Source organism: Amycolatopsis sp. cmx-4-61 (assembly GCF_046548775.1).
In the GTDB taxonomy this organism is placed as follows: domain Bacteria; phylum Actinomycetota; class Actinomycetes; order Mycobacteriales; family Pseudonocardiaceae; genus Amycolatopsis.
The window spans coordinates 13,334-35,874 of record NZ_JAEBEI010000008.1 but is presented as its reverse complement, the minus strand read 5'-3'; the positions used below and the strand labels follow the sequence as shown (position 1 = coordinate 35,874).

Sequence of the window (22,541 nt, the reverse complement as noted above, 5' to 3'; positions counted from 1 at the left end):
TCGGTCCTCCCGCATCGTGACGCACCCGCGGAGCCCGGCGGGCCGCGGGGGCCCGGCTACCCTCGCGCGGGTGAGGACGATCGCCGCGGTCTGCGGCCTGCTCGCGCTGCTGCTGGGCCTGCCGTTCGCGGGCGGGACCACGCCCGGCGCGGTCGACGCCGCCGCGGCGGGGGCCGTCGCGCACCTGCCTCCCGGCGTGCTGCGGGCGCTGGTCTTGCCGACCGAGCCGTACGTCGTGCTCGCGCTCGCCCTGCTCGCGGTCGTCCTGTGCCTGCGTTCCGGGCGGCGGCTGGAAGCCGCGCTCTCGCTCGCCGTGCCGGTCCTGGCGATTCTGCTGACGAGCTTCCTGCTGAAACCGCTGTACGACCGGTGGAAGAACGGCACCCTGGTCTACCCGAGCGGCCACACGGTGAGCCTGGTCGCGGTGCTGACCGTGCTCGTCCTCGTCACGCGCCGGGTCGTCGTGGTGGTGCTGGCCGCGGTGGCCCTGCTCGCCGCGGCGGCCGGGCTCGTCGGCATGGGTTACCACTACCTCACGGACGTGGCCGGCGGGACGCTCTTCGCCGTCGCGGTCGTGCTGGTCAGCTGGCCGGCACGGCGTCGCGAGCCAGCGCCGTCAACCGGCTGACCGCGCGCAGGTACTTCTTGCGGTAGCCGCCGTTCACCATCTCCTCGGTGAACAGCGACGGCAGCGGCTCGCCCGACACGACCAGCGGGACCGCCCGGTCGTAGAGCCGGTCGGCGAAGGCCACCAGCCGCAGCGCCACGTTCTGGTCCGGCGCCGGGTGGACGCCGCGCAGGTGCACGCGGGTGACGTCGTCGAGCAGCCGCCCGTAGCGGGACGGGTGCAGCTCCGCCAGGTGGGCGCACAACGCGTCGAAGTCGTCCACAGTGGACCCGTCGTGCGCGGCGGCCGACGACTCGAGCTGCTCCGGCGAGACCGGCGGCGGCGCGTCCGGCAGGCCGCGGTGGCGGTAGTCCGGGCCGTCGACGCGGACCACGCCGAAGCGGGCCGACAGCGTCTGGATCTCGCGCAGGAAGTCCTCGGCGGCGAACCGGCCCTCCCCCAGCTTCTCCGGCAGCGTGTTCGACGTCGCCGCGACGAACACCCCGGCGTCCATCAGCTCCTGCAGCAGCCGCGTGACCAGCGTGGTGTCGCCCGGGTCGTCGAGCTCGAACTCGTCGATGGCCAGGATCCGGTGCTCCGACAGCCGCCGGACGGCCTCGGCGAAGCCCAGCGCGCCGACCAGGTGGGTCAGCTCGACGAACGTGCCGTACGCCTTGGGCGAGGGCGCGGCGTGCCACGTCGAAGCCAGCAGGTGGGTCTTGCCGACGCCGAACCCGCCGTCGAGGTAGAGCCCCATCGGCCCGGCCGGCTCGGCCGGCCCGCCGAACAGCTTGAACCGCTTCTTCTCCCGTCGCGCCCCCACCTTCGCCGCGAACGCCGAGCAGGCCTCGACCGCGGCGGCCTGGCTCGGCTCGTCCGGGTTCGGGAGGTAGGTCTCGAACCGGACGGCGTCGAACCGCGGCGGCGGCACCAGCGCGCCGATCAGCTCGTCGGCGGACAATTCGGGACGGCGGTCGGTCAGGTGCGCGGGCATGGTCGCAGAGCCTATCCGCGCCCCGGGTGCCGCTGAGCGGGCATATCCCCCGGTAGAGACGTGATTCACGCTCGTGTTGGGATGATCGGGTGCAGAGTGTGTGGCCCGAACGGACGGGCGAGTTGACCGGTTCGGACCTCGAAGAGCTCTACGCCTATCCGGAAGACGTGGATCGGCCCTGGGTGCAGGTCAACTTCGTCGCGTCCGCCGACGGCGCCGTCGAGGTCGACACGACGTCCGCGGGGCTGTCGCACGCCGCCGACCGCCGGGTCTTCCTGCTCGGCCGCGACCTCGCCGACGTCGTCCTGGTCGGCGCCGGGACCGCCCGCGCCGAGGACTACCGCGGGGTCGTCGCGGGCCCGAAACGCCTGGAGCGCCGGCGCCGGCTGGGGTTCGCCGGAGTCCCGCCCATCGCCGTCGTGACGCGCACCGCCGACCTGGACCCGGCTGCGCGGCTGTTCACCGAGACCGTCGTGCCCCCGATCGTGGTGACCACGGACACCGCCGACACGCGCGCGCTCGAAGCCGCGGGTGCCGAGGTCCTGCGCGCGGGCACCGACGACGTCGACCTCCCGCGTGCCCTCGACCTGCTCGCCGCCCGCGGCCTGCGCCGGATCGACTGCGAAGGCGGCCCCGGCCTCTTCGCCCGGCTCGTCGCCGCCGACCTCGTGGACCAGCTGTGCCTGACCGTCGCGCCGCTGCTGGTGGCCGGCACCGCGGGCCGGATCGCCGCCGGGGCCGCCCCGGCCGTGCCGCGCCGGCTCGCGCTCGCGTCGATCCTCGTCGAGGACGGCTTCACGCTCCTGCGCTACCGCCGGGACGCCGGGTGAGCGACGACGCCGAACTGCTCGCCAGGGCCGCGGACGGCGACGACACCGCGTTCGGCGCGCTGGTGCGGGAGCACACGCCCCGGATGTACCGGGTCGCGCTGCGGATCACCGGCAGCGCGGCCGAGGCCGAGGACGTCGTGCAGGAGGCGTGGCTGGCCGCGTGGCGGTCCCTCGCCGGGTTCCGGCGGGAGTCGGCGGTGTCGACGTGGCTCTACCGCGTCGTCACCAACAGCGCGCTCGCCGTACTGCGCCGCCGCCGTCCGACCGTCTCGCTCGACGACCCCGATCCGCAGTCCACTGTGGACAGCGCACTGCTCGCCGCGGCGGTGCCCGGACCCGAAGGCCGCGTCGTGCGGGCCGAAGAGGTCGACGCCGTGCTGCGGGCGGTCGGCAGGCTCGAGGTGTCCCAGCGCGTGCCGCTCGTACTGCGCGAACTGGAGGGGCTGAGCTACGAAGAAGTCGCCGAAGTGCTCGACGTCAACGTCGGCGCCTTGCGTTCCCGGCTGCACCGGGCCAGGGTGGCGCTGCTCGCCGAGTTGAGGGAGCGGTGATGGCCGAGCCAGAGGATCCCGAGTCCGATCCCCGCTGGGACGCCGTGCGCGCCGCGGCCCGGCGCCGGGTGCCCACCCCGCCGGGCCTGGTCGACCGCGTGCTGCGGGCGGTCGCGCGCGGCCGCCGGACCGCGGTGGACGTGCCCGGCGGGACGGGCCGGCTGCGCGTCACCGAAGGCGTCGTCGACCGGCTCGCCCGCACGATCGCCGCCGAGCGGGCCCCGGACGGCGTGCTGGTTTCGGCCGTCGCGGTCGAAGACGGCGTCGTGCAGGTGCTGGTGTCCGTCCGGTTCGGCGTGGTGGCCGACGAAGCCGCCGAGACGCTGCGGCGGGCCCTGACCGCGGAGCTGTCGCGGCAGCTGGGGGCCGCGACGATCGTGAACGTGCACGTCGTGGACGTCCACCGCGAGGCCAATTAGCCCGATCGAGTGACCTTGCGTGAGGGTTCCGGCCCCGAGGGCATCGTATGGGCGAGAACCCGCCGAGAGGAGCCCGCACGCATGTACCCGGAACGGACCGAAAGCCCCGGCACGGTCACGCCGCTCAACGAAGAAGGCGCCGCCGGCCGCACCACGATCTCCTCGCTGGTCGTGCAGAAGGTGGCCGGCCTGGCCGCCCGCGAGATCGCCGGCGTCCACACGCTGGGCGGTGGCGGGGTGTCCCGCGCGATCGGCGCCCTGCGCGAGCGGATCCCCGGCTCCGGCACGGTCACCACGACCGGCGTGTCGGTGGAGGTCGGCGAGAAGCAGACCGCGATCGACCTCGACGTCGTCGTCGACTACGGCGCCCGCATCACCGACGTCGCCCGCGCGGTCCGGCGCAACGTGATCACCGCGGTCGAGCAGATCACCGGCCTCGAGGTGATCGAGGTCAACATCGCGGTCAACGACATCTTCCTGCCGGGCGAGGAAGAACCCGAGTCCACGCGCGTGGAATGACCGACCGCGCGGCCTTCCGGGCGTTCGTCCGCACGCACCACCCGGACGTGGGCGGCGATCCGGCGGTGTTCGCCGCCGGGCTGGCGCGGTTCCGGCAACCCGGGTCCCGGTTCGACGCGCCGGTGACGTTCGTCGCCCGCCGCCGCGGGGTGCGGGCGCTGCTCACCCGCTTCCGCCGCCGCCCGTCACGCGTGCGGTGACCGACCCGTCCCAGTCCCACCCGTCCCAGTCCCAGTCCCAGTCCCAGTCCAAGGAGGACATGTGAACGCAACGCAGACCGGGCTCCTGGCCGGGCTGATCCTCGGCCTGGCCGCGACCCAGGGGTTCACCGCGTTCCTGGTGACGCTGGCCCTCGGGATCATCGGCCTCGTCGCCGGCCGGGTGCTCGACGGCGAACTCGACCTCGGCGAGCTGTTCGGCAAGGGCCGCGACAAGTGAGCCCCGCCCTCGACGTACCGCGTGAGCTCGCCGAACCGGGCGAGCGCGGCAGTCTCACCATCGGGCACGCGGTCGTCCGCAAGGTCGCGCAGCACGCGGCGGCCCAGGTGCCCGGCACCGCGCGCGAGGGCAAGGGCCCGAAGGCGAAGGTCGGCGGCCACGACAACGACGTCGACCTCGGGCTGGAGCTCGCCCTGCGTTACCCGGCCGCGGTCCGCGCGGTCGTCGGCGACGTGCGCGCCAGGGTGGCCGAAGAGGTCGAGCTGATCACCGGCTACCGCGTGCGGACCCTGGCCGTGACGGTGTCCGCGCTGCTGCCCGCCCCCGCACCGAGGGTGCGGTAGCCGTGCGCCCGTTCGTCCGCATCCTCGCCACCCTGCTCGGCCTGGCCTTCGCGGCGGCCGGGGCGCTGCTTGCCCTGGAGGTCGGCTGGCACTGGTGGCGCCCGGGCTCGGCACCGCTGCTCGTGCCGTGGCCGCGCTGGCAGGCTGGGCTGGCGTCGCTGGGCTGGGACGCCTACGCGGTGCGCGTCGGGGCCGGCGTGGTCGCCGCCGCGGGCCTGGTCCTGGTGGTGTGCGCGCTCGCCGCCGGCAACCGCGCGGTGCGGCTGACCGACCCGGCCGGCGACGTGAGCGTTTCGACGTCCCCGCGGTCGTTGGCCCGGCTGGTCGGGTTGACCGTGCGCGCGCAGGACAACGTCGCCGGTGCGTCGGTCACCGCGAGCGCCCGCCGCGTCCGCGTCCGCGCGAAGAGCACCCTCGAGACCGAGGGCGAGCTGCGGCCGCGCCTGCTCGCCACGGTGTCCGCGTTGCTGGACGAGCTCCCCCTGGTGCGGCGGCCGAAGGTGACGGTCGTCGTCGACTCGCCGAAGGACCGCCGATGAGCAGGACGATCGCCGCGAAGGCCCTTTCCCGTTCGTACACGGGAGAACGCACGCTGACGTTCCTGGTCGGGCTCCTCGCCTTCGCGGGCGGGGCGCTGGCCCTGGTGGTCGGGTTCGGCGGGCTCGGGCAGTTCCGCGGCCGCCGCCCGCTCCTCGACCCGATCGCCGTGGACTGGCTCGGCAGCCACGCGACACCGGCCCGCATCGCCGCGATCGTGCTCGGCGTGCTGCTGTTCGTGCTCGGGCTGGGGTGGGCCGTGCGCTCCCTGCGCCCGGAACGGCGCCCCGACCTGGACCTCGACCGCACCGACGGCGCGGAACTGGTGGTGACGGCGGCCGCGATCGCCGGCGCGGTCCAGGCGGACGCGGAGCGGCTCGACGGCGTCAGCCGCGCCCGCGTCCGCGCGGTCGGCTCCCGCACTTCTCCGGCGTTGCGCATCACCCTGTGGCTGCACGAAGGCACCGACCTCAAGGGGGTGTGGTCCGGGTTGGACACGCAGGTGCTGACCAGGGCGCGGGATTCGCTCGGCCTGGCGTCGCTGCCCACGGCGGTCCGCATGGAACTCGACACGAGCCCGGCCAAACGCGTGCGCTGAGCCGGGGTTTTCCGCAGAATGCGGGGCATGCCCCTACCGCTGCAGCCGCCGCTGAAGCCGATGCTCGCCAAGCCCGCCAAGGCCATCCCGGACTCCGGGGGCCTGCTGTTCGAACCGAAGTGGGACGGCTTCCGCTGCATCGTCTTCCGCGACGGCGACGAGCTGTACCTGCAGTCGCGCGCGGAAAAGCCGCTCAACCGGTACTTCCCGGAGGCCGTCGCGCGGCTGCTGGAGATCCTGCCGCCGCGGGTGGTGCTCGACGGCGAACTCGTCGTCGCCAAGAACGGGCGGCTCGACTTCGACGCCCTCACCGAACGCATCCACCCCGCCGAAAGCCGGATCACGCTGCTGGCCGCCGAACAGCCCGCCGAGTTCGTCGCCTTCGACGTCCTCGCGCTCGACGGCGATTCCCTGCTCGACGAGCCGACGTCCGTGCGCCGGGACAGGCTGGCCGAGCTGGCCGGCGACCGGTTCCCGCTCACCCCGGCCACCACCGACCCGGAAACCGCCCGGCACTGGTTCGAGCTCTTCGAGGGCGCCGGCCTGGACGGCGTCATCGGCAAGCCGCTGGACGAGCCCTACACGCCCGGCAAGCGGGCGATGCTCAAGTACAAGCACCTGCGCACCGCCGACTGCGTGCTCGCCGGGCTGCGCTGGCACGTCGACGGCGGCCCGGGCGAACTCGTCGGCTCCTTCCTGCTCGGCCTGCACGACGAACAGGGCGTGCTGCACCACGTCGGCACCGTCGGGTCGTTCCCCAAGGAACGCCGCCGCGAGCTGGCCGAAGAGCTGGCGCCGCTGGTCACCGACGGCGAAGACCACCCCTGGGGCGGCCGGGCCACCGGCGAGGCCCAGCGCATCCCCGGCGGCATCACCCGCTGGCGCGCGACCGAGCACGAATGGGTGCCGCTGCGGCCCGAACGCGTCGTCGAGGTCGCCTACGAGAACACCGAAGGCGGGATGCCGTCGCGGTTCCGGCACAACGCGCGGTTCGTGCGGTGGCGCCCGGACCGCGAGCCGGCGTCGTGCGACTACGGCCAGCTCGACGAGCCGGCCCGCTACGACCTCGACGCCGTCTTCCGCGGCCAGGTCGTGCGGACCCGCTAACCCGCGTCCCACACCGGCCGTGCGAAGCTCGGTCCGGCCGTGATCGACGTTCGACGTGAGGACCCTGCCCGTGCGCCGCGCCCGTACCCGTCTCCTGGTCGCGCTGCTCGCCCTGGCCTCGGCCGCGGGCTGCGCCGCCGGGCCGTCGGTCCGCCCGGCGCTGGTCGAGAACGACGGGAAGCCGGCCGGCAGCACACCCACCCGCACCCCCGGGGTGCCGCTGCCGCCGCTGGGCGAGCCGCAGTCGCCGACGCTGAAGTGGGCCGACTGCGACGACGACACGCGCCAGCGCGTCGGCACCCCCGCCGTGCCGGACAGCCTGCACTTCACCTGCGCCCGCGTCACCGCGCCGCTCGACGCGCCCGGCGAGCCGCGGCGTTCGGTGGTGCGGCTGCTGGCGCTGAAGGCCGGCACCGGGCCGGTGCCGCTGGTCGTGGTCAACGACGTCGACGGCGATCCGGGCAGCGTGTACGCCGCGCGGCTGGCCGCGACGCTGCCGCCGGCGTTCCTCGAGAAGTTCTCGCTGATCGGGCTGGACCGGCGCGGCACCGGGCTGTCCGGGGCCGCCCAGTGCGTCCCGCCCGACATCCGGCACGACCTCATCGACGCCGACCCCGCGCAGGGCGGGCTGGCCGACGTGCTCGACGCGGCCCGCAAGGCCGGCCAGCAGTGCGCCATCGAACTCGACGACTCCCAGACCGCGCTGGACAGCTGGCGCGGCGCGGGCGACCTCGACGAGCTGCGCAAGCAACTCGGCATGGAACGGCTCGACGCGCTCGGCCACGGCGACGGCTCGAAGGTGCTGGCCGAGTACGCGGTCCGCTTCCCGGCGCAGGTCGGGCGCATGGTCCTCGACGGGGTGCCTGACCCGGGCGCCGACACCGCCGCGGTGCTCGACGCGGTCGCCGCCGGCGCGCAGTCCACTTGGGACGCTTTCGCCGCGGACTGCGCGGCTCGGCACTGCGCACTCGGCGACCCCAAGGCGGCGCTCCCGGCGCTCACCGACCAGCTGCGGCGCAGCGCGCCCTCGACCGCCGACGGTGTCGCGTTCGGCCCCGGCGTCGCGGTGTTCGCCGTCTACACGGGACTCTCGCAGCGCTCGCGGTGGCCGGAGCTGGCCGACGCGATCGCCGCCGCCCGCGCCGGCGACATCGGCCCCCTGTCCGCGTTCGTCGCGCCGGTGCTGCACGACGCGCGCGCCCAGCCGTCGCGGATCGACGCGACGATCGCGACCCGCTGCAACGACAGCCAGACCCGGCTTTCGGCCGACCAGCTCGACCAGGTCGTGGCCGGAATGCGCGGCAAGTACCCGCAGTTCGGCGCGGTCGTCGCCCAGCAGCTGGCCTGGTGCGGCCCCTGGCCGGTGCGCACCGAGCCGCTGCCGGCGCCGGGCGCGCCCGGCGCCCCGCCGATCCTGGTCGCGGCCACCGCGACGGACCCAGTGACCCCCCAGGTCGGCAGCACCCGCGCGGCCGACCAGATGCCGTCCGCGGTGACGATCACCTGGCAGGGCGCGGGCCACGGCGCCCTCGGCGCCTCCCCCTGCGTCACCGACGCGGCCCGCGCCTTCCTGATCGACGGCAAAATCCCCGCCGACGGCACCCTCTGCCCCGCCTGACCGACGTGACGGAAGGGTCAGCACCCGTGATTGAAGGGTCATCTCACGTGATTGGAGGGTCGACACGGCATCGATGCCGTGTCGACCCTCCAATCACGCGTGTCGACCCTCCAATCACGCGTGTCGACTCTGGGATCACGCGTGTCGGCCGTTCGATCACGGGTGGCGGGTGTTGAGGCGGGCGGCTTGGCGGGTGAGGTGGTCGACCTCGGCGAGGCTGGACGCTTTCGCCGCGGCCTCGGCGTAGAGCTTCGCCGCGGTCGTGAGGTCTCCGTCGCGCTCGTGGAGGTAGGCCGACACGGCCGCGTAGCGGGGCAGGGCCGGGTCCAGCTCCGCCAGCGCCGCGAGGCCCGCGCGCGGCCCGTCCGCTTCGCCGACGGCGACCGCGCGGTTGAGCCGCACGATCGGGCTGCCGGTGAGGCGTACCAGCTCGTCGTACCACTCGACGATCTGCACCCAGTCGGTCTCCGCCGCGTCCGGCGCGTCGGCGTGCAGGGCCGCGATGGCCGCCTGGGCCTGGAACTCCCCCAGCCGGTCGCGGGACAGCGCCCGCTGCAGGACGGCCACGCCCTCGGCGATCAACGCCGTGTCCCACCGGGACCGGTCCTGCTCGGCCAGCGGGACCAGGCCGCCGCTCTCCGTCGTCCGCGAGGCGCGCCGGGCGTGGTGCAGCAGCATCAGGGCGAGCAGGCCGGCCACCTCCGGGTGGTCGATCGACGCCGCGAGCTGCCGGGTCAGCCGGATCGCCTCGGCGGCGAGGTCGACGTCCCCGGAGTAGCCCTCGTTGAAGACCAGGTAGAGCACGCGCAGCACGGTCGCGACGTCGCCGGGCTGGTCGAACCGCACGCCGGACACGGTCCGCTTGGCCCGGCTGATGCGCTGGGCCATGGTCGCCTCGGGCACCAGGTACGCCTGCGCGATCTGCCGGGTCGTGAGCCCGCCGACGGCCCGCAGCGTCAGCGCCACCGCGGATGACGGCGTCAGCGACGGGTGCGCGCACAGGAAGTACAGCTGGAGCGTGTCGTCCACGGCCGCCGCGGGCCCGGGCGCCACCTCGGCCTCGACGACGTCCTCGCGCTTGCGGCGGGCGGCGTCCGCCCGGGACATGTCGAGGAACTTGCGCCACGCCACGGTGACCAGCCAGCCCTTGGGGTCGCGCGGCGGGTCGGCCGGCCACACGCGCAGCGCCTCGACCAGCGCCTCCTGGACGGCGTCCTCGGCCGCCGCGAAGTCGGCCCCGCGGCGGACGAGGATCGCCAGGACGCCCGGGGTGAGGCTCCGGAGCAGGGCTTCGTCCACGGCGTCAGCCGATCCGCTCGGCCAGCTCGACGATGATCCCCTCGGGGCCGCGGACGTAGCAGAGCTTGAAGCTGTCCTCGTACTCCACCAGCTCGCCGACGAGCTGCCCGCCGTGCGGCCGCAGGCGCGCCAGGACGCCTTCGATGTCCGCCACCTCGAACAGGATGTGCCGGAGCCCGGGCGCGTTCGACGGCGCCTCCGAGTCCCCGCGCGGGCTCGAAGGTGCCCGGTACCGGATCAGCTCGAGCTGACCGTGGCCGTCCGGTGTCCGCAGCATCGCCATGTCGGACCGGACGCCGCCGAGCCCGACGATCCGGTCGACCGCCCGGCCCTCGACCGACATCTCCCCCGCCACCTCGAGGCCGAGCGCGGTGAAGAACGCCTTCGCGGCCTCGAGGTCGGCGACGACGATGCCGACGTGCTCCAGCCGTGGCAGAACCATCGGGGTCCCCGTCATTCCGTGATGGTGGGCGGCGCCGCCAGGAACGGGCGCAGCTCGAGCCACTCGTGGATCGGCTCCCCGTTCGGGCCGGGCGCGGCCGACAGCTCGGCGGCCAGCTCGAGGGCCCGCTCGTAGCTGTCGACGTCGATCACCGTCCAGCCGGCGATGAGGTCCTTGGTCTCGGGGAAGGGGCCGTCGGTGACCGGCGGCCGTCCCTCGCCGTCGTAGCGGACGAACGTGCCCTCCGGGGCGAGCGCCTGGTGCTCGACGAACTCGCCGGTCTCGACGAGCTTGTCCCCGAAGTCCCGCATGTACTGCACGTGCGCCCGGATCTCCTCCGGCGTCCACTGGTCGATGGTCGTGTCGCAGTTCGCCGGGGCCGGTGCGCCGCGGTAGTGCTTGAGCAACAGGTACTTGGCCATCGTGGTGCTCCCTCGGTGTCGGACGGCCCATTCTGGCCGCTTCCACCCCGGGGACGGACCCGGTTCGGGGTTCTCGACATCCCGCCGGAAGGTTTTTTCGCGGCCGCCCCATCGCCGGGACGGCCGCGAAGCCGGACCTACTGCCGGTAGGACTCGACCTCCGACACCGGGCGCGCCGCGGCCTCGTCCGGGTTCTCGTGGAACTCCGCCTTCGCGCGCCGCTGGCGCAGCAGGTCCCAGCACTGGTCGAGCTGCTGCTCGACCGCGGTGAGGCGGTCCTTGTCGCCGCCGCTCAGCCCCACGCCGACCGAGCGCGACCGGAGCTCGTGCTCCTCCGCGATCAGCTCGTCGATCCGGCCCAGGATCTCGCCGTCGGCCATCTGTTCCTCCTTGTCGCAGGTGCTCGGGGACAGACGCTACCCCGGCCCCGGGAATTCCCGCCCGGTCCGGATCGTTGACCAGGGCATGAGCACCGTTGAGCTGACCGCCGAGAACTTCGACCAGACGGTAACCGACAACGAGTTCGTCCTGATCGACTTCTGGGCGAGCTGGTGCGGGCCGTGCCGCCAGTTCGCGCCGGTCTACGAGAAGGCCTCCGAGAAGCACGGGGACATCGTGTTCGCGAGCGTCGACACCGAAGCGCAGCAGCAGCTCGCGGCCGCCTTCGACGTCCGCTCGATCCCGACGCTGGCCATCATCCGGGACAAGACGCTGATCTACGCCCAGCCGGGCGCGCTGCCCGAAGCCGCGCTCGAGGACCTCATCAAGCAGGCCCGCGAGGTCGACATGGACGAGGTCAAGCGCAAGACCGCCGAAGCCGAGGCCGACCAGGCCTGACCACCACCACACGACGAAGGCCGCCCCCGCGGGGCGGCCTTCGTCGTGTCCGGGGGACGGTCAGGACTTCGTCGCGAGCCCGCGCAGGAAGAACGCCAGGTTCGCCGGCCGCTCGGCCAGCCGCCGCATGAAGTAGCCGTACCACTCGTCGCCGTAGGGCACGTAGACGCGCATGCGCGCCCCCGACGCGGCGATCCGCTGCTGCTCCTCCGGCCGGATGCCGTAGAGCATCTGGAACTCGTGGTCGTCGTCGGTCCGGCCGTTCTCCTCGGCCAGCGCGGCGGCGATCTCGATCATCCGCGGGTCGTGCGAGGCCACCATCGGGTAGCCCCGGCCGGCCATCAGGACGCGCAGGCAGCGGACGTAGGACTTGTCCACTTCGGACTTCTCCGCGAACGCCACGGACTCCGGCTCGGCGTAGGCGCCCTTGCACAGCCGCACCCGCGAACCCGGCCCGGCCAGCTCCCGGCAGTCCTGCTCGGTGCGCCGCAGGTAGGCCTGCAGCACCGCGCCCACCCACGGGTACTCGCCGCGCAGCTCGCGCAGGATGCCGAGCGTCGAGTCCGTGGTGGTGTGGTCCTCCATGTCGAGCGTCACGGTGGCGCCGACCGCCTCGGCCGCCGCGCAGATCTTGCGGGCGTTCTCCAAGGCGACGTCCTCGCCGTTCGACGGCAGGAACTGCCCGACCGCCGACAGCTTCACCGAGACGTCCGCGCCCTCGGCCAGGCCTTCCGCGGCCAGCGCCGACAGCACGGCTTCGTAGGCCGCGACGGTGGCCGCCGCCTGCGCGGCGTCGGTGGTGTCCTCGCCCAGGTGGTCGAGGGTGATCCGGCGCCCGTCGGCGGCCAGTTCCCCGGCCACCCGGACGGCGTCGGCGGTCCCGGACCCGGCGACGAACCGGCGCACCACGGACCGCGTGGCGGGCACGGCCTCGACCAGCCGCCGGATGCCGGTGGACCGGGCGGCGGCGAGCAGCGGGGCACGCAGCATGACGATCTCCCTCTCAGCCCTGGTGCGGGTAGCGCACGCTGGTCGGCGGCACGAAGGTCTCCTTGACCGAGCGGGGGCTCGTCCAGCGGAGCAGGTTGAAGATCGAGCCGGCCTTGTCGTTGGTACCGGAGGCCCGCGCCCCGCCGAACGGCTGCTGGCCGACGACGGCGCCGGTGGGCTTGTCGTTGACGTAGAAGTTGCCCGCGGAGAACTTCAGCGCGGCGTCGGCCTTGGCGACGGCGAGCCGGTCGTTGGCGATGACCGCGCCGGTCAGCGCGTACGCCGCGGAGGAGTCGATCAGCTCCAGGACGTCGTCGAAGCCGCCGTCCTCGTAGACGTACACCGACAGGATCGGGCCGAAGTACTCGGTCGAGAAGATCTCGTGCTTCGGGTCGTCCGACACGAGGATCGTCGGCTTGACGAAGTACCCGACGCCGTCGTCGGCGGTGCCGCCGGTCAGGATCTCCACCGAAGCGTCGTTCTTCACCCGGTCGAACAGCTCGGCGTGCTTGGTGAACGCGCGCCGGTCGATGACCGCGCCGCCGAAGTGCGACAGGTCGGTGACGTCGCCGTAGGACAGCGCCTCGGTCTCGGAGACCAGGCCGTCCTTCAGCTCGTTCCAGACGCTGCGCGGGATGTACGCGCGAGAAGCGGCGGAGCACTTCTGGCCCTGGTATTCGAAGGCGCCGCGGACCAGCGCGGTGCGCAGGACGTCGACGTCGGCGGAGGCGTGCGCGAGCACGAAGTCCTTGCCACCGGTCTCGCCGACCAGCCGCGGGTAGCCGCGGTAGCCCGCGATGTTCGCGCCGACCGTGCCCCACAGGTGCTGGAAGGTCGCGGTCGAGCCGGTGAAGTGGATGCCGGCCAGGTCGCGGTGGGTCAGGGCGACTTCGGAGACGGCCTTGCCGTCGCCCGGCAGCAGGTTGATCACGCCCGGCGGCAGCCCCGCCTCTTCGAGCAGCCGCATGGTCAGGTGCGCGGCGAACGACTGCGTCGGCGACGGCTTCCACAGCACGGTGTTGCCCATCAGCGCGGGCGCGGTCGGCAGGTTGCCGGCGATCGCGGTGAAGTTGAACGGCGTGATCGCGTAGACGAAGCCTTCGAGGGGCCGGTGCTCCATCCGGTTCCACACGCCCGGCGAGCTGATCGGCTGCTCGGCGAGGATGCGGCGGCCGAATTCGACGTTGAAGCGCCAGAAGTCGGCGAGTTCGCAGGCGGAGTCGATCTCGGCCTGGGTCGCGGTCTTGGACTGGCCGAGCATGGTGGCGGCGTTCAGCGTGGCGCGCCACTTGCCGGTCAGCAGGTCGGCGGCGCGCAGCAGGATGGCGGCGCGGTCGTCGTAGGACAGCGCGCGCCACTCCGGGGCGGCCTTCGCGGCGGCCGCGATGGCGTCGGTCGCGTCCTGCTGCGTGGCGCTGTGGATGGTGCCGAGGACGTGCGCGTGGTTGTGCGGCTGGACGACGTCGATCCGCTCGCCGCCGCCGGGGCGCTGCCGGCCGCCGATGGTGGCGGTCAGGTCGATCGGATCCGCCTGGCCCAGCCGCTTGAGCGCACCCTCGAGTTCCGCGCGCTCGGCGCTGCCCGGCGCGTAGGTGAGCACCGGCTCGTTCTTCGGGGCGGGGGTCTGGGTGACGGCGTCCACGGCGGCTCCTCTGCTCTGTAGTCCTGATGCCCCGAACGGTAACTCCGGACACGTGTCGGCGGCTTGTGCGATCGGCTAAAATCGGCCACGTGATCTTGGCCGGTCGGATAACACTGCCGTGACGTCCTTGCGCCACGTCCTGGCGACCCTGGGCGAGCCGCTCGTCGAGGTGGTGGTGGCCCCGCACGGCCTCGGCGTGCCGGTCACCGACGTCGTGATCATGGACCCCGAGGACCCCCTGGAGGCCTCCCCGGGCGACCTGGTGCTGGTGATCGGCGCCCGCGGCCGGGCGGCGGCCCCCGCCATCCGCGCCGCCGGGCGCGGCGGCGCGGCCGCGGTGGCGGTCAAGGACGCGACGGGCGCCGACGTCGCCGCCGACGCGGGCGTCGCGCTCCTCACGGTCGGCGCGGAGGCACGCTGGGAGCAGGTCGAAGCGCTGGCCCGCGGGGTCGTCGAGGCCGCCCGCGCGGGTGGCGAGGCGGCCAGCGGGGAGGTGCTCGGCGACCTGTTCGCCCTGGCGCAGACGATTGCGACGCTCACCGGCGGCCTGGTCAGCATCGAAGACACGGCGAACCGCGTGCTCGCCTACTCGCGCGCGGGCGACGAGGTCGACGAGCTGCGGCGGCTGTCGATCCTCGGCCGTGAAGGCCCGGAACGCTACCTCGCGATGCTCCGCGAATGGGGGGTCTACCAGCGGTTGCGCGCGGGCGAAGGGATCGTCCGGATCGACGAGCGGCCCGAGCTCGGCATCCGCCGCCGCATCGCCGCGGGTATCCACGCGGGCAAGCAGCCGCTCGGCACGATCTGGGTCCAGGAGGGCGCGCAGCCGCTCACCGAACGGGCCGAGACGGCCCTGCTCGGCGCGAGCCGCGCCCTCGCGCCGCAGCTGATCCGCGCCCGCACCCTGCCCAGCCCGGAGCTGCGGCTGCGCGAAGACCTGCTGGTCAGCCTCCTGGAGGGCCGGCTGGACGCCGAATCCGTCGCCGACGACATCGGCGCGGACCCGGCCCGGCCCGCTCAGGTGCTGGCGTTCTCCCTGGAACGGTCCGGCCACCGGCAGCTGCGCCGGGCCGAGCTGGTCCACCTGATCGCCGTGCACACCGCGGCCTACCGGCGCAGCGCACTGGTGAGCGTGATCGGCGGCCGCGTCTACGCGCTGCTGCCGGACCTGCCCGAGCACTCGGACGCGGCGGTGCTGGCGCTGGCCCGCGAGATCGCCGCCACGGCCCGCCGTCACCTGGACGTCCCGGTCCGCGCGGCGCTCGGCGGCGTCGTGCCCCGGCTGTCGGAGGCCGCGGCGTCCCGCGGTGACGCCGACCGCGTCCTGGCCGCGATGACGCGCGGGCACTGGGCCGCGGACGTCGCCTCGCTGGCCGACGTCCGCGCCGAGGTGCTGCTGTCGGAGGTGCTGGCGTACCTGGGTTCGCAGCCGCGGATCCGCGACCCGCGGCTGACGGCGCTGGTGGAGCACGACGCCGAGCACGGCGGCATCCTGGTGCCCGCAGTCCTGGCGTGGCTGAACGCCTTCGGGGACGTCCGGGCGGCGGCCCGCGTGCTGAACATTCACCCGAACACGGTCCGCTACCGCGTCCGGCGGGCCGCCGAGGTGTCCGGGGTGGACTTCGACGACCCCGCGCAGCGCCTGCTCACGGAGCTGCAGCTGCGGCTCTGACGCTGCTAGCTTCGCGGGCGTGGAGCTCTTCTCGCGCACGTGGGCGGCGTTGCGTGCCGCGGTCGCCGCCCTCCCCGACGCTGAATTCGCCAAGCCGTCGGGCTGCCGGGGCTGGCTGATCCGGGACCTGGTCTGCCACCTGGTGATCGACGCGCAGGACGTGCTGATCACCCTGGCGACCCCGGCGTCTTCGGCGGTGACGCACGACGCGATCACGTACTGGGCGGTGTCCTCCGAGCCACCGGCGGGCGACGACCCGCTGTCGGCGCTGATCGTCCGGCTGGCGGCGGCGTACGAGGACCCGGCGCTGCTGAAGTTCCACCTCGACGACGTGGGTTCGGCGGCGGGCCGGGCGGCGGACCTGGCCGACCCGGGCATGCGGGTGTCGACGCAGGAGATGGTCCTGACGGCGGGCGGCTACCTGGCGGCGTACGTGCTGGAGTGGACGGTGCACCACCTGGACCTGGTGGCGCACGTGCCGTCGGCGGCGGGGCCGCCGGCCGACGGGCTGGCGCGGACCCGGCTGATGCTGGCGGAGATCGCGGGCGCGCAGTTCCCGCCGTCGATGCCGGACGAAGACGTCCTGCGGGTGGCGACCGGTCGGCGCGCGCCGACCGAGGCGGAGGCGGCGGCGCTGGGTCCGCTGGCCGATCGATTGCCGCTGGTGCTCGGGTGACACGGGAATTGCGTCGCCGTAATTCTCCGACGCGATATCCGCGAACCAGGAAAGCGTTTTACGCAGGAGTGGGCAGTTCGGCCAACCGGGCCAATGCGGCGAAAGAATCGAACCGCGCGGACGGGTCGTGGGCCGCCGTTGTCACGAGGATTTCGGCCGCGCCCGTCGGCTCGGTCAACCGGCCCAGCCGGTCCGCCACCTCGGCCGGGGTGCCCGAGATCTGACCGTCCAAAGTCTCCTCGAGGCGCCGTCGTTCGCGGTCGGTCATCGGTGCCGCGAGGACGTCGCCGGGCGGCTCCAGGGGCGGGAAGACCCCGTGGGAGCGCGAGTAGACCGTCGCCCAGGCCTCCGAGACGAGCAACCGGCGCGCGTCGGCCGCCGAGTCCGCCACGGCGATCGCCGTCGACACCACAACGTACGGTTCGCGCGCCCACTCGGACGGGCGGAACCCGTCCCGGTAGCGCGACACCGCCTCGGCCAAGGCCCGCTCGCCGCGCACCGGGGCGATGACCAGCGGCAGCCCGAGTTCCGCGGCGAGGTCCGCACCGGACCCGGTGGCCAGCAGGAACGGCGGCACGTGCAGGCCTTCGGCCGGGTAGGCGTGCACCCCCGGGTAGGCGTGGTCGCCGGTGAAGAACCCGAGCAGTTCGCGGACCTGCGCGCCGAAGTCGTCGGCGGCCTCTTTGCCGTGCCCCAGCGCCGATCGGACGCCGCGGGTGAAGCCGACGGACCGGCCGAGGCCCATGTCGATCCGGCCGGGGTGCAGCGCTTCCAGGACGCCGAACTGCTCCGCCACGACCAGCGGCCGGTGGTTCGGCAGCATCACCCCGCCGGTGCCGACGCGGATCCGGCTCGTCGCCCCCGCGACGGCCGCGGCCAGCACGGTCGGCGCGGACCCGGCGACCCCGGGCACGCCGTGGTGTTCGGACACCCAGAACCGGTGGTAGCCCAGCCGTTCCGCATCGGCGGCGAACGCGACGGTGTCCCGCAGCGCCTGCGCGGGCCCGCGGTCGCGCCGCACCGGCGACCGGTCGAGCACGGAGAACCTCACGCCGGGTGCAACGCCCGCCGTCCGGCGGGATTCCCGTCAGGGCCGCCAGCGCTCGCTGTACTCCGGGTGGTCGGCGTAGGGCAGGGCCAGCAGGCGCAGCGTGAGGCACCAGTTGGAGCCGGCTTCGTCGGCGGGCACGTGGCAGGTGTCACACCAGTATTCGCTGCCGTAGAGCGGAAAACCGGGCACCTTCTCCGACACGGTGGTGCGGTGGGCGAGCAGGATCCGCCGCGTCGCCTCGATCTCGTTGATCATCTGGTTGACGACGTCGAGTTCGAGATCGGTGAGCCCGCGGATCTTCTGCTCCACGGCGACCTTGGTCTCGCCGCGGTTCATCGCCTCACCGGTCTTGGCCTTGTTGACGGCCTGCATGATCAACGCCTGCCGCGCGCCGACGCGCGCCGCGAGGAAAGCGATCAGGTCGTCCACGAACGGCCTCCTTCCTCGAACCCGCCCCCCGATGGCCCCGGGGAGTCGTCGATCCGGGACCGCACGTTACGCCGTCGGAGACCAAGATCGTGATATCAGCATGGGCCGTGCAACATTTGTGACCCGAAAGGCGACAGCGGGCGCCTGCGTGATCACTGCGCGTTCGCATTCGTCTTTTCGGCGGAACGGAATTGCCTGCCACGCCACCGATTCGGTGACCGCCGCCGCCGCTGTGGCCGTGGTTACAGCTCGGGCGAGGTGAGATCTCATCGGCGCACCCGCGTAACGCCCGGCTCGACTGCCGCGTCTGTCGGCAGTACAGAGTCACGGAAGTCGATATGTCCGTTCCGGTCGCGCCCGGCCCGCAGATGCCGTACTCCCGCCGGCCGCTCCCCGGCCCCGGCGCAGGAAGTGGCCGTGGGTCGTCGGCGCGATCGCCGTGGTGGCCGCCTTGGCCGTTGGCGTCGTGCTGGCTCTCACGTTCGGCAAGACCACCGCCGGCCCGTGCCTGGACAAGGCGCAGCAAGCCCCGTGTGCCGGACCGGGCGGCACGTGGATCTCCGCCGACGGCACCGTGCGGCCGCGCGACGCCGCCGGACCCACGACCAGCCCGTCGATCCCCGCCTTCGCCGTTCCGACGACGACGGAACCGGCGCTGCCCCAGCCGACGGCGAAGGACTACTCGGTCGACCTGGCCATCCAGTCGAAGCAGTGTTTCGGCTCGGCGGGCTGCAACGTGGTCGTCGAGCCCAAGCTCAACGCGCTCGGCGCAAGCACACTGCTCTGGGAGTGCGACATCACCTACAGCATCTCGGGAGACACGTCGGGGGAGCTCATCGAGACCGCCTACGCCCAGGGCGGCAGCTCCTACCGCGTCGACCGCACCATCATGAGCACCAAGAACGGCAAGGTCGCCCCGAAGGCGACCGTCACCGCGGTCAGCTGCCGCAAGCCGTGACCCCTCAGTCGGGCCGGGCCTTGCTCGGCTGGACCCGCTTCGGCTCCCCCGGCATCTTCGGGTAGTCCGGCGGGTACGGCAGATCACCCAGACCCCGGTCACGCAGATCCCGCTCGTACCACTCCAGCGCCGTCTCCAGGCCGAACGCTTCCTCGTCCATCCCCGCGTGCAGGTCCCCGTACTCCGCCAGGAACCCCGGGATCGTCAGCACGTCGAAGTCGTCCGCGTCCACTTCGCCCAGCAGGTCCCACGTCAGCGGCGTCGACACCGTCGCCCGCGGGGTTCCGCGGACCGACCACGCCGACGCCACCGTCCGGTCGCGGGCCGCCTGGTTGTAGTCCAGGAACACGCGGCCGCCGCGCTCCTCCTTCCACCAGGAGATCGTCGCCTTGTCCGGGATCCGCCGCTCGACCTCGCGGCCCAGGGCGATCACCGCGTGGCGGACCGCGACGAAGTCCCACTCCGGGCGGATCCCGACCAGCACGTGCACCCCGCGGCCACCGGACGTCTTCGGCCGGCCCGTCAGGCCCGCGTCCGCCAGGACGTCGCGGACCACCAGCGCCACCTCGACCGCGTCCGCGAAGCCCGCCCGGTCCGGCGGGTCGACGTCGATGCGGAGCTCGTCCGGGTGGTCGACGTCGGCGCGGCGGACCGGCCACGGGTGGAAGTCGAACGTGCCCAGGTTGGCCGCCCACGCGAACACCGCGGGCTCGGTCGGGCACACCTCCGCGGCTTTTCGGCCCGACGGGAACGTGATCTCGGCCGTCGACACCCACGAAGGCGCCCCCTTGGGCACGCGCTTGGCGTAGAACCACTCGCCCTCGACGCCGTCGACGTACCGCTTCAGCGTCGTCGGCCGCTCGCCGATCGCGCGCAGCAGCGGGGCGCCCACCGTGATGTAGTGCTCCACGACCTGGCGCTTCGTGATGCCGCGCTGGGGGAAGTACACCTTGTCCGGGTTCGTGACGCGGACCGTGCGGCCGCCCACCTCGTACTCGACCGGGTCACCGTGCTTGGGCATGCGGCCACGCTAGCGGCTGCGGACCCGGCCGGTAGGCTGGAGCGGGTGTCCGGCCGCACCAAGCTGATCGTCGCGCTCGCCGTGCTCGCCGTCTTCGCGGCGGCCGCGGTGCTGCTGCCGATCCCGGGGCCGGCCGAACTGCGCGCCTGGGCCGCCGCCACCGGCCCCGCCACCCCGCTCGTCCTGCTCGTCGCGTATTCGCTGCTGACCGTGGCGCCCGTCCCGCGGACGGTGTTCAACCTCGCCGCCGGCCTGCTCGTCGGCACCGCGGCCGGCATCACCATCGGCCTGGTCGCCACCACGATCGCCGCGGCCCTCTCCTTCGGCCTGGCCCGTCTGCTCGGCCGCGACCTGGTCACCCGGCACCTGCACCGGTCGGCCGTCCGCACGGTCAACGACCGGCTCTCCGGCGGCGGCGTCCTCGCGATCACGTCGCTGCGGCTGATCCCGGTGGTGCCCTTCGCGCCGTTCAGCTACCTCTGCGGGGTGTCCTCGGTGCGGCTCGTCCCGTACCTGACCGGTACGCTGCTCGGGAGCGTGCCCGGCACGGTCGCCGTGGTCGTCCTCGGCGACGCCCTGACCGGTGACACGCCGCCCGCGCTGCTCGCCTGTTACGGCGTGTTCGCGCTGGCCGGAGCGATCGGCCTGGTCAAGGTGTTCAAGAAGCGGGCACCCGCCGAAGCGCAGCCCGCCGGACCGGCTGGCTGACGCGAACTCCGGCGCGGCCGACCGCTACACTCGATCGGGTGCGCGAAGCGGTAACGCGCTGAGCAGGGCCACCACCACCGGGAATTTCGTCAGGAGCAGTCGCCATCGACACCGGTCAGCTGATCGCGGGGCACTACCGCCTCGTCGAGCACATTGGTAGCGGTGCCATGGGTGTCGTGTGGCGCGCGACCGACGTGCGCCTCGAACGCACCGTCGCGATCAAGCAGATCCTGCCGCAGCCGGGAGTGTCGGAGACCGAACGCGACAACATGCGCCAGCGCGCGATGCGCGAGGCGAAGAACGCCGCCCGGTTCCAGCACCCGAACGCCATCGTGGTCTTCGACATCGCCGAGCACAACGGCGACCCGTGCCTGGTGATGGAGTACCTGAACGGGCCCAGCCTCTCCACGATCCTCGCCGAGGAGGGCACCCTCCCGCTCGGCCGGGTCGCCCGGATCGGCGAGCAGGTCGCGTCCGCGCTGGTGGCCGCCCACCGCGCCGGGATCGTGCACCGCGACGTCAAACCGGGCAACATCCTCATCGACGAGACCGGCACCGCGAAGATCACCGACTTCGGCATCTCCCGCGCGGCCGGCGACATGACGCTGACGGCGACCGGCCTGATCGGCGGCACACCCGCGTACCTGGCGCCCGAACTGGCCCGCGGCGCCGACCCGGTGCCCAGCTCCGACGTCTTCGCCCTCGGCGCGACCCTCTACCAGGCGATCGAGGGCACCACGCCGTACGGCAACACGACCAACCAGCTCGCGCTGCTCTACGCGGCGGCGAACGGCCAGATCAACCCGCCGGTGCAGGCGGGGGCGGCCACCGCGCTGCTGATGAGCCTGCTGCGCAGCGAGCCGGGCGAGCGGCCGAGCATGGCCGAGGCCCGCGAGCGGCTGGCCGCGCTGGCCCGGACCGAGCCGGGCGGCATGACGGCGTCGCCGCCGCTGCTTTCCGGCGGCGGGGGCCGCAAGCCCGCCGCCCCCGCGGCCACCGACGACGGTGAGCGGCCGCCGTGGCAGCGCACGGCCGGCAAGGCGCCGTCCTCCCCGCCGGTCGGCACGCCCGCGTCGGCGAACAACGCCTCGTCGAACAAGGCCTCGAACAAGACACCGCCGAACCCGCCGCGCCCGACGGCGGCGTTCATGCCGATGCGGTCCCCGGCCGCCCCGCCGAACACCCCGCCCAGACCGATGCCCGCGGCCGCGCCGACGGCCAGGGCCCCGCAGTACTCGTCGAACACCCCGAAGCCGGACAACAAGCGCAAGTACGCGCTGTTCGCCGGGGCGGGCGCGGCGGTCGTCGTGGTCGCGGTGATCGTGTTCCTGGTCCTGAACTCGGGCAACGGCGGTTCCGGCGGCAACCAGGTCGCCCAGTCGCCGAAACCGCAGCCGACCACGGGCCTGAGCACGCCGAAGAGCGGCCAGAGCAGTGGGACGAATGTGCCCGCCGCTCTCGGCAAGACCGCCTCGGAAAGCAAGATCACCGACTTCGGTGCCGCCGGCAGGGCGATCACCGCGTTCTACGACAACCCCGCCGGCAGCTGGTCGAAGCTCACCCCCGCGGCGCAGCAGGTCTACGGCAGTGAGCAGGCGTTCGCCGACTACTGGGCCAGCAACAAGGTCGTCAACTACCAGAGCGCCCGTGCCGACAGCGGTGGCTCGAACTCCGACGGTTCGATCACGATGAACCTCACCGTCAACGGCACCCGCAACGGCTACCGGATCGTGATGGTCGGCGGCCAGATGCTGATCGACAGCGACACCAAGCTCGGCGCGTCCACCAGCGGGCAGTGAGACGTAACGCGCGTCCGGTGGGCTGAGCGGGCC

Annotated in this window: 28 protein-coding genes; 18 read left to right on the top strand and 10 right to left on the bottom strand. The window is 73.5% G+C overall.

Annotated elements, in window-relative coordinates; translation table 11 throughout:
* Positions 1–70: 70 nt before the first annotated feature.
* Entirely contained in the window at positions 71–628 is a 558-nt protein-coding gene (locus ACLJOU_RS22975) for a phosphatase PAP2 family protein (RefSeq protein ID WP_410569768.1), read from the top strand.
* On the opposite strand, the gene zapE is transcribed toward ACLJOU_RS22975, so the two are convergent.
* Entirely contained in the window at positions 582–1,601 is a 1,020-nt protein-coding gene (zapE, locus tag ACLJOU_RS22970) for a cell division protein ZapE (RefSeq protein WP_410569766.1), read from the bottom strand. The two genes, ACLJOU_RS22975 and zapE, sit on opposite strands and share 47 nt — an antisense overlap.
* Before the next feature lie 89 nt (positions 1,602–1,690).
* Between zapE and ACLJOU_RS22965 the strand changes: the two genes are divergently transcribed.
* From ACLJOU_RS22965 to ACLJOU_RS22915, 11 genes are all read left to right on the top strand, one after another.
* On the top strand, positions 1,691–2,431 hold the full coding sequence (locus ACLJOU_RS22965; RefSeq protein WP_410569765.1) for a pyrimidine reductase family protein: 741 nt from the start codon (positions 1,691–1,693) through the stop codon (positions 2,429–2,431).
* A complete protein-coding gene (locus ACLJOU_RS22960) occupies positions 2,428–2,982 on the top strand; it encodes an RNA polymerase sigma factor (protein ID WP_410569763.1) in 555 nt (184 codons plus the stop codon). The genes ACLJOU_RS22965 and ACLJOU_RS22960 overlap by 4 nt, the downstream gene beginning before the upstream one ends.
* Positions 2,982–3,401 carry a hypothetical protein gene (locus ACLJOU_RS22955; RefSeq protein ID WP_410569762.1) on the top strand — a complete coding sequence of 140 codons (420 nt, stop codon included), beginning with the start codon at positions 2,982–2,984 and terminating at the stop codon, positions 3,399–3,401. Before ACLJOU_RS22960 ends, ACLJOU_RS22955 begins: the two co-directional genes overlap by 1 nt.
* 81 nt (positions 3,402–3,482) lie before the next feature.
* Positions 3,483–3,920, top strand: a complete 438-nt coding sequence (locus ACLJOU_RS22950; protein WP_410569760.1) for an Asp23/Gls24 family envelope stress response protein — start codon at positions 3,483–3,485, stop codon at positions 3,918–3,920.
* Positions 3,917–4,120, top strand: a complete 204-nt coding sequence (locus ACLJOU_RS22945; RefSeq protein ID WP_410569758.1) for a hypothetical protein — start codon at positions 3,917–3,919, stop codon at positions 4,118–4,120. The genes ACLJOU_RS22950 and ACLJOU_RS22945 overlap by 4 nt, the downstream gene beginning before the upstream one ends.
* A 61-nt stretch (positions 4,121–4,181) precedes the next feature.
* Positions 4,182–4,358, top strand: coding sequence for a hypothetical protein (locus ACLJOU_RS22940; protein WP_043781197.1), 177 nt, complete (start codon positions 4,182–4,184; stop codon positions 4,356–4,358).
* Complete coding sequence (locus ACLJOU_RS22935; RefSeq protein WP_410569757.1) at positions 4,355–4,702, top strand: hypothetical protein; 348 nt, start codon at positions 4,355–4,357, stop codon at positions 4,700–4,702. The genes ACLJOU_RS22940 and ACLJOU_RS22935 overlap by 4 nt, the downstream gene beginning before the upstream one ends.
* 2 nt (positions 4,703–4,704) lie before the next feature.
* Positions 4,705–5,241 carry a DUF6286 domain-containing protein gene (locus ACLJOU_RS22930; protein ID WP_410569755.1) on the top strand — a complete coding sequence of 179 codons (537 nt, stop codon included), beginning with the start codon at positions 4,705–4,707 and terminating at the stop codon, positions 5,239–5,241.
* Complete coding sequence (locus tag ACLJOU_RS22925; RefSeq protein ID WP_410569753.1) at positions 5,238–5,837, top strand: alkaline shock response membrane anchor protein AmaP; 600 nt, start codon at positions 5,238–5,240, stop codon at positions 5,835–5,837. Before ACLJOU_RS22930 ends, ACLJOU_RS22925 begins: the two co-directional genes overlap by 4 nt.
* 27 nt (positions 5,838–5,864) lie before the next feature.
* On the top strand, positions 5,865–6,944 hold the full coding sequence (locus tag ACLJOU_RS22920; RefSeq protein ID WP_410569751.1) for an ATP-dependent DNA ligase: 1,080 nt from the start codon (positions 5,865–5,867) through the stop codon (positions 6,942–6,944).
* Between the two features lie 70 nt (positions 6,945–7,014).
* The gene (locus ACLJOU_RS22915; RefSeq protein ID WP_410569749.1) at positions 7,015–8,562 is read left to right on the top strand and encodes an alpha/beta hydrolase; all 1,548 of its coding nucleotides are present in this window, start codon (positions 7,015–7,017) and stop codon (positions 8,560–8,562) included.
* 156 nt (positions 8,563–8,718) lie between these two features.
* Here the strand turns inward: ACLJOU_RS22915 and ACLJOU_RS22910 are convergent, their stop codons facing one another.
* The 4 genes from ACLJOU_RS22910 to ACLJOU_RS22895 form a co-directional block, all read right to left on the bottom strand.
* Positions 8,719–9,861, bottom strand: coding sequence for an RNA polymerase sigma factor (locus tag ACLJOU_RS22910; RefSeq protein WP_410569747.1), 1,143 nt, complete (start codon positions 9,859–9,861; stop codon positions 8,719–8,721).
* A gap of 4 nt (positions 9,862–9,865) precedes the next feature.
* On the bottom strand, positions 9,866–10,303 hold the full coding sequence (locus ACLJOU_RS22905; RefSeq protein ID WP_410569746.1) for a VOC family protein: 438 nt from the start codon (positions 10,301–10,303) through the stop codon (positions 9,866–9,868).
* An 11-nt stretch (positions 10,304–10,314) separates the two neighbouring features.
* Positions 10,315–10,725 carry a YciI family protein gene (locus ACLJOU_RS22900; protein WP_410569744.1) on the bottom strand — a complete coding sequence of 137 codons (411 nt, stop codon included), beginning with the start codon at positions 10,723–10,725 and terminating at the stop codon, positions 10,315–10,317.
* A 137-nt stretch (positions 10,726–10,862) separates the two neighbouring features.
* Complete coding sequence (locus tag ACLJOU_RS22895) at positions 10,863–11,105, bottom strand: DUF2630 family protein (protein ID WP_086838301.1); 243 nt, start codon at positions 11,103–11,105, stop codon at positions 10,863–10,865.
* A gap of 85 nt (positions 11,106–11,190) precedes the next feature.
* Between ACLJOU_RS22895 and trxA the strand changes: the two genes are divergently transcribed.
* On the top strand, positions 11,191–11,562 hold the full coding sequence (gene trxA, locus ACLJOU_RS22890) for a thioredoxin (RefSeq protein WP_410569743.1): 372 nt from the start codon (positions 11,191–11,193) through the stop codon (positions 11,560–11,562).
* Between the two features lie 60 nt (positions 11,563–11,622).
* On the opposite strand, the gene ACLJOU_RS22885 is transcribed toward trxA, so the two are convergent.
* Positions 11,623–12,552 (bottom strand): proline dehydrogenase family protein, encoded by a 930-nt coding sequence (locus ACLJOU_RS22885; protein ID WP_410569741.1) that lies wholly within the window; start codon positions 12,550–12,552, stop codon positions 11,623–11,625.
* 13 nt (positions 12,553–12,565) lie between these two features.
* Positions 12,566–14,194, bottom strand: a complete 1,629-nt coding sequence (gene pruA, locus ACLJOU_RS22880; RefSeq protein ID WP_410569740.1) for an L-glutamate gamma-semialdehyde dehydrogenase — start codon at positions 14,192–14,194, stop codon at positions 12,566–12,568.
* Between the two features lie 118 nt (positions 14,195–14,312).
* Here pruA and ACLJOU_RS22875 point away from each other — a divergent pair, with 118 nt between their 5' ends.
* Both ACLJOU_RS22875 and ACLJOU_RS22870 read left to right on the top strand, forming a co-directional pair.
* Complete coding sequence (locus ACLJOU_RS22875) at positions 14,313–15,866, top strand: PucR family transcriptional regulator (protein WP_410569738.1); 1,554 nt, start codon at positions 14,313–14,315, stop codon at positions 15,864–15,866.
* 19 nt (positions 15,867–15,885) lie between these two features.
* Positions 15,886–16,542, top strand: a complete 657-nt coding sequence (locus tag ACLJOU_RS22870; RefSeq protein ID WP_410569736.1) for a maleylpyruvate isomerase N-terminal domain-containing protein — start codon at positions 15,886–15,888, stop codon at positions 16,540–16,542.
* Between the two features lie 58 nt (positions 16,543–16,600).
* On the opposite strand, the gene ACLJOU_RS22865 is transcribed toward ACLJOU_RS22870, so the two are convergent.
* The gene (locus ACLJOU_RS22865) at positions 16,601–17,593 is read right to left on the bottom strand and encodes an LLM class flavin-dependent oxidoreductase (protein WP_410569734.1); all 993 of its coding nucleotides are present in this window, start codon (positions 17,591–17,593) and stop codon (positions 16,601–16,603) included.
* Positions 17,594–17,629: 36 nt separating this feature from the next.
* On the bottom strand, positions 17,630–18,022 hold the full coding sequence (locus tag ACLJOU_RS22860) for a DUF6221 family protein (RefSeq protein ID WP_410569733.1): 393 nt from the start codon (positions 18,020–18,022) through the stop codon (positions 17,630–17,632).
* Positions 18,023–18,473: 451 nt separating this feature from the next.
* On the opposite strand from ACLJOU_RS22860, the gene ACLJOU_RS22855 reads away from it, so the two are divergent.
* Positions 18,474–18,980, top strand: coding sequence for a hypothetical protein (locus tag ACLJOU_RS22855; protein WP_410569731.1), 507 nt, complete (start codon positions 18,474–18,476; stop codon positions 18,978–18,980).
* Between the two features lie 4 nt (positions 18,981–18,984).
* On the opposite strand, the gene ACLJOU_RS22850 is transcribed toward ACLJOU_RS22855, so the two are convergent.
* Positions 18,985–20,001 carry a DNA polymerase domain-containing protein gene (locus ACLJOU_RS22850; protein WP_410569729.1) on the bottom strand — a complete coding sequence of 339 codons (1,017 nt, stop codon included), beginning with the start codon at positions 19,999–20,001 and terminating at the stop codon, positions 18,985–18,987.
* A gap of 45 nt (positions 20,002–20,046) precedes the next feature.
* Between ACLJOU_RS22850 and ACLJOU_RS22845 the strand changes: the two genes are divergently transcribed.
* Positions 20,047–20,709: a TVP38/TMEM64 family protein gene (locus ACLJOU_RS22845; protein ID WP_410569728.1), complete on the top strand. Its 663-nt coding sequence runs from the start codon at positions 20,047–20,049 to the stop codon at positions 20,707–20,709.
* Positions 20,710–20,828: 119 nt separating this feature from the next.
* Complete coding sequence (locus ACLJOU_RS22840; protein ID WP_410570278.1) at positions 20,829–22,508, top strand: protein kinase domain-containing protein; 1,680 nt, start codon at positions 20,829–20,831, stop codon at positions 22,506–22,508.
* Positions 22,509–22,541 lie beyond the last annotated feature (33 nt).

Coding starts and splice junctions, on each gene's coding strand:
- zapE (WP_410569766.1), bottom strand. CDS start 1,601: ATGCCCGCGCACCTGACCGACCGCCGTCCCGAATTGTCCGCCGACGAG.
- ACLJOU_RS22955 (WP_410569762.1), top strand. CDS start 2,982: ATGGCCGAGCCAGAGGATCCCGAGTCCGATCCCCGCTGGGACGCCGTG.
- ACLJOU_RS22950 (WP_410569760.1), top strand. CDS start 3,483: ATGTACCCGGAACGGACCGAAAGCCCCGGCACGGTCACGCCGCTCAAC.
- ACLJOU_RS22945 (WP_410569758.1), top strand. CDS start 3,917: ATGACCGACCGCGCGGCCTTCCGGGCGTTCGTCCGCACGCACCACCCG.
- ACLJOU_RS22925 (WP_410569753.1), top strand. CDS start 5,238: ATGAGCAGGACGATCGCCGCGAAGGCCCTTTCCCGTTCGTACACGGGA.
- ACLJOU_RS22920 (WP_410569751.1), top strand. CDS start 5,865: ATGCCCCTACCGCTGCAGCCGCCGCTGAAGCCGATGCTCGCCAAGCCC.
- ACLJOU_RS22905 (WP_410569746.1), bottom strand. CDS start 10,303: ATGGTTCTGCCACGGCTGGAGCACGTCGGCATCGTCGTCGCCGACCTC.
- ACLJOU_RS22900 (WP_410569744.1), bottom strand. CDS start 10,725: ATGGCCAAGTACCTGTTGCTCAAGCACTACCGCGGCGCACCGGCCCCG.
- ACLJOU_RS22895 (WP_086838301.1), bottom strand. CDS start 11,105: ATGGCCGACGGCGAGATCCTGGGCCGGATCGACGAGCTGATCGCGGAG.
- trxA (WP_410569743.1), top strand. CDS start 11,191: ATGAGCACCGTTGAGCTGACCGCCGAGAACTTCGACCAGACGGTAACC.
- ACLJOU_RS22885 (WP_410569741.1), bottom strand. CDS start 12,552: ATGCTGCGTGCCCCGCTGCTCGCCGCCGCCCGGTCCACCGGCATCCGG.
- ACLJOU_RS22850 (WP_410569729.1), bottom strand. CDS start 20,001: ATGCCCAAGCACGGTGACCCGGTCGAGTACGAGGTGGGCGGCCGCACG.